The organism is Planobispora rosea (assembly GCF_014648175.1).
GTDB classification, from domain to species: domain Bacteria; phylum Actinomycetota; class Actinomycetes; order Streptosporangiales; family Streptosporangiaceae; genus Planobispora; species Planobispora rosea.
In genome coordinates this window covers 1-3,473 of sequence record NZ_BMQP01000105.1, presented here as the reverse complement: position 1 = coordinate 3,473, position 3,473 = coordinate 1, and the positions used below count along the sequence as shown (strand labels likewise).

The 3,473-nt window shown below is 59.3% G+C and carries 3 protein-coding genes; 1 reads left to right on the top strand and 2 read right to left on the bottom strand.

Going from position 1 to position 3,473, the window contains the following annotated elements; translation table 11 throughout:
• Positions 1 to 271: 271 nt before the first annotated feature.
• Entirely contained in the window at positions 272 to 1,384 is a 1,113-nt protein-coding gene (locus tag IEZ08_RS38875; protein WP_189244225.1) for a DUF5677 domain-containing protein, read from the bottom strand.
• A 468-nt stretch (positions 1,385 to 1,852) separates the two neighbouring features.
• Here IEZ08_RS38875 and IEZ08_RS38870 point away from each other — a divergent pair, with 468 nt between their 5' ends.
• A complete protein-coding gene (locus IEZ08_RS38870) occupies positions 1,853 to 2,503 on the top strand; it encodes an HAD family hydrolase (protein ID WP_189244224.1) in 651 nt (216 codons plus the stop codon).
• Between the two features lie 211 nt (positions 2,504 to 2,714).
• On the opposite strand, the gene IEZ08_RS38865 is transcribed toward IEZ08_RS38870, so the two are convergent.
• Positions 2,715 to 3,473: SMI1/KNR4 family protein (locus IEZ08_RS38865; RefSeq protein WP_229803962.1), on the bottom strand; the 759-nt coding region annotated here is incomplete at its 5' end.

The following is a 3,473-nucleotide window of genomic DNA, read 5'->3' as shown; positions in this document are numbered from 1 at the left end:
GTCGCCCTGGCCGCCGCACTCATCTGCTACCGCAGACTCACCAAATGAGTCACCCTCTTATCTTCTCGTCTTCAAGGCCGCCCGCCGGCGGCGGACGGCGCGCGTCGGGCACCAGCTGGCCGCGCTGCGGCTCTCCGGCCGGTCGCGGCCAGCGCGCCCACGCGCCAACTGTCACAGACAATCGGCTGATCATTTACAGCCCGTCGCCGCCGAGTATGAGCCGGGATAGAGATTCCGCTGCAGTCAGTGACGGCCAGATGATGAGGCGTCGTCAGGGTAGCAACGGGATGTTCCCCAATTTATGAGATGTTTGATTAAACTCCTCAACGCTGACGTTGATATTGAAGAGAAACGCCGTAGCCTCTAGTGGAAGGTCCCAGTGATGGGTGTCCACCGAAATCCGTTTCATGATTTCCATGGTCCCCATAAGCAGAAAGCCCGTGCATGCCGTGCCGACACATGCGGTTGCAGCTGAGTCTAAGCGTCCACGTGTCTGATATATAATTCGTCTAGGGGTAAACGCCTTAATGATTTGATCTGCTCCAGCGTGAACTGCAGAATTACATTCAAGATAGAGTTGTCTGAGATGGCTGCTCTCAACAGCATTCTCGATGTCACGGAAGGTTATTCGCGATTTCTGAGGTATTCCGATTCCCGGTGCAGCCCAGTTGTTTTCCCCTTTGAAGAAATTATCACCCCACTGTGCTCGCGCCTTTTCGAGAATATTCTCATCTACTTCGTCCAGCTCGCTTGCATCCACTCCTATGCGTGCTGCGACGTAGAACCGTTCCGCCAGATCAAATCCTCCCGCCTGCGGTTCGTTGTTACATAGGAAAAATATCTTAATTACAAGTTCATACAGTGTCCTCATGCGTCCGTATGCACCATCGGAAAATCCGTTCCGTAACAGTAGAATGATCTCTTCGGAGACCGTGATCATCCGTGCATGCATACCAGTTAAAAGGAGTAGGCGAAGAGCGGGACCTCCAAATTCATCTGCGACACCAAGGAGTTTTGATGATCTTTCGGGTCCGTCCGGGTCGGATGTGCGACGCCAGAATATCTCAGACATGGATCTGTTGATCAATTCTGAAGATGCAAGAGAAATCTCCCAATGAGCGAACGCCTTAAAAAAGCGCTTTAGTACGCTGCGCTGTGTGCGCTGGCGTGCCGCCAGCCTTCGACGGTTCTGTGAAATTGCTCGGGGTGCGCCTTTGGCGTACCATGTAGGAGCAATTTCTCGCGCATTGAAGCTAAATTCAGAATAGGCGTCTAGGACTGCCCTGCTCTTACTGATTCCTTCTCGTCGTCTGCTCTTGTCGATGATGATCCCGTTGGCAATGTTCGTGATTATTTCCATAAACTCCGATGACTCAATGTTCATATCGCCTCCTGGTGATGGGCAGCCGATCAGAATATCATGGATTTCGCTACGGGTCCACCGGATTATTGTGCGACGATGTCCACTGGCTTGAGACCGCTTGTGAAACGGAGTTCTGTCATGCCTGTTCGATATGACGCGCACTTCCGACAGCGGCCTGACGCCCGGTCGGTTTGGCCAAGAAAAGTGACCATGCTTCTGAAAATAGGACGGCTATGCTGCCGCGGGGCTTCCGTTCCTCGGGCCTGGCGGCCCTGCGGTACGGGTCCCCTTGCCACCGGATGCGCGGGGCTGGTCATCTGCCGGTGTGCTGTACAGCAGCGGGGTACAGCAACCTCTCCTCACACGGGCACACGCCACCGGTCGGCATCTGCCACCTGAGCAGGAGGACGGGCGTCCCGCGTCGTGACTGGCTCCCGTTTGCAAGCAGGCACTCACGCCCATGCCGAAGCTCAACTACGGTGATTCAATGTGCAACGGCTTGCGCTCTTCGATCTGGACAACACACTCGTGGACCTGGATGAAGCGTTCCGGGCGTGGACCGCTGAGTTCGTCGACGATCACCGGCTTGGGCGTGAGGCGGTTGACTGGGTGCTTGCTCTCGACCGGGCGGGCTACCCGCATCGTGAGGTCTTCTTTGGCAAGGTCCGCGAGCACTTCGCCCTTTCGGAGTCGGTCGAGGAGTTGTGGGGCCGCTATCGCAGGCGCATGCCGTACCTGGTGCGCTGCCGGCCTGAGGTGATGGACCGACTATCACGGCTCCGCGCGGCCGGATGGAAGGTAGCCATCGTGACCAACGGGACGGCGGACAACCAGCTCGGCAAGATCCAGCGGACAGGACTGGCTGAGGCTGTCGATGCCTACGCGCTCTCGGGGCTTGAAGGCATCCGTAAGCCCGACGTCGGTCTGTTCGAGATCGCGGCCAAGCGCTGTGGGGTGAGCCTGGCGGCTGGGGGATGGATGGTCGGTGATCAGCTGGTCGCGGACATCGGCGGGGGACGGGCCGCCGGCCTTCGTACGGTCTGGGTCGACCGGGGGACGTGGTCCGGTCACGACCACGAAGCGGATCATGTTGTCACGGATGTGCTCCAGGCGATGGAGATTCTGCATGGCGAGCGCTGACCGAGGGGCGCGCTGTGGCTCGTGGGGAGTGCTGTACAGCAGCGTTGTACAGCAACACCGCCTTACACGATCACATCTCACCGGTCTGCATCTACCGCCTGACCAGGACGGGAGACCGCTGACGAGGTACCCGCCCTTCCCTACGGATCAGATGGTGGGAGTGTGGATCAATGCGCGGGAGTTCGTTTGCGAAGGATGAGCACCTCTGCGATCAAGGAAAGTTAGGGTGTCGCGAGCGCCGGTGTCGGCTGACGATTTGCCGTGTCCAGCGCATGTACCAGTCCAGGAACGGCACCGGTTCACTCCAGCCCCCATGCAGACGGCCCGACGGCTCGACACCCCTCCAAGGAGCCGACGGCCACCAGTACATGTCCTTCGCCCACCCCATCTCGGTCAGCCAGACGGTACCGGCGTACTCACCGTTCATGGCGAGCATGCTGATCCACGAACACCCGTGGCTGCACAGGAACATGGTCCCGGGCGAGGGCTTGTCCATCCACAGGGTGGGGTCTGCTCCGTCGGCGGCGAGGCGCCGCAACTGCCGCACATCATCCCGGGTCACCGGGAAGGGCTCCCACGGGTAGGCGGCGACCTCGGGTTCTTCCTGGAAGTTTTCCCGCTCCCCCTGGGTCTCCTCCACCATCCAATGTAGGTCGAGCAGGGGGCCTGGACGGATTCCCCGGCCGAACCGCAGCAAGAACGATCGGAACTCCTCGGGCAGCGGAGCGCCGACCACTTCCTCGAGGGCCACAACTTCGGATTCCGGCAGAGGAACAGCCGTTGAGGGATCAGCAAGTCGGGAGAGTTCGGCAGCCATCTCATCCAGGCTGATGTCTGAGCGCATGGATTCTCCCGGTTGAAGCGTCAACGCATACAGGTTAACGGCGTTGAAGAGCCGGTGGCTGGGCTCGGGTGGCGTCCTCGGGGCGGTGTAAAAAGCTCGACGAGGTAGGTGCCGCGGGTGGATCTT